Source organism: Vibrio sp. 10N.286.48.C11 (assembly GCF_041469805.1).
Classification (GTDB): domain Bacteria; phylum Pseudomonadota; class Gammaproteobacteria; order Enterobacterales; family Vibrionaceae; genus Vibrio; species Vibrio crassostreae_C.
The window spans coordinates 1-939 of sequence record NZ_JBFRLK010000153.1 but is presented as its reverse complement, the minus strand read 5'-3'; the positions used below and the strand labels follow the sequence as shown (position 1 = coordinate 939).

Annotated in this window: 1 protein-coding gene and 2 pseudogenes; all 3 read right to left on the bottom strand. The window is 45.5% G+C overall.

Features of this window, described 5'->3' with window-relative positions; genetic code table 11:
* Positions 1-361: pseudogene (locus AB4209_RS22285) on the bottom strand (IS66 family transposase); the annotation flags it as partial.
* A gap of 59 nt (positions 362-420) precedes the next feature.
* Positions 421-774 carry an IS66 family insertion sequence element accessory protein TnpB gene (tnpB, locus tag AB4209_RS22280; RefSeq protein ID WP_017062948.1) on the bottom strand — a complete coding sequence of 118 codons (354 nt, stop codon included), beginning with the start codon at positions 772-774 and terminating at the stop codon, positions 421-423.
* A pseudogene (locus AB4209_RS22275) lies at positions 771-939 on the bottom strand (IS66 family insertion sequence element accessory protein TnpB); the annotation flags it as partial. The pseudogene AB4209_RS22275 and the gene tnpB, both read right to left, overlap by 4 nt.

Here is a 939-nt window from a genome sequence, read left to right as displayed (position 1 = left end):
AGCAAGCGCACTGCTTTTCATGGTCGTCTACATCAAGTTCGATAACCTCACGAGGCAAGGTCTTAGGCAGAGGTTTACGTTTACCGCGCTTTTTCGTTGTGGTCGTGGTTGTCACCTCAACCTCGTCTTCTTTAACGGCTTCACATTCCGCTTCGTTGAAGAGGTCACCTTGTGATTCATCGTAAGGCTTTAATGCCTCCGAGCGTTTCGCGAACTGACGGTCGAAGGCGAGTTTGAGTTGTTCAAGCAGCGATTGGCGCTCTTGTTTCCACTCATTTTTCTCCGACATCAGAGCAGCTACCATCGCTTGTAGCTCGGCAACATCTTGGCTTTCTGGGTCGATATTTGGCGTCTTTTTCATAGCATTGATTATACTAAAATCGTGCCGTTAACGCTTGGAGAATAAGGCTTTATTCTCGATTAACTCATTGTAAAATCGTTTATTTTGATGGGTTCGTGGCCGATAATTGTGAAGCCTGAAAGCAGTCTGTCAAGCTCAAATTGAGTGAGGGTAAACACCTGATTTTTCTCTTTTGAAGGCCACTTATACTTGGCTTTTTCAAGGCGTTTATACCAGAGGGCGAAGCCTGTTTTATCCCAGTACAACACTTTAATCTTATCGCGCTGTTTATTGGTAAACAGGAACAGCGCACCGCTGCCAAGAGGCAAGTCAGTATCATTTTCGATAATCGCTGCAAGGCCGTTGATGGACTTTCTAAAATCGACGCTTTCACGATAAAGGTAAATGTCTGAAGCGCTGAGCATACCTTTCATGACAACGCTCCAATGAGTTCAGCAAGATAGGTGGCTGGCGTGCCTTGAGGAATGCTCAGCTCCACATCATTGATGAGAAGTGTCATGTTCGCCGTAGCTATCTGGGCCTGATACTTGGTTGTCTTTTCAACGATTTCGGCTTTAACAAATCCGACAGATTCCGAT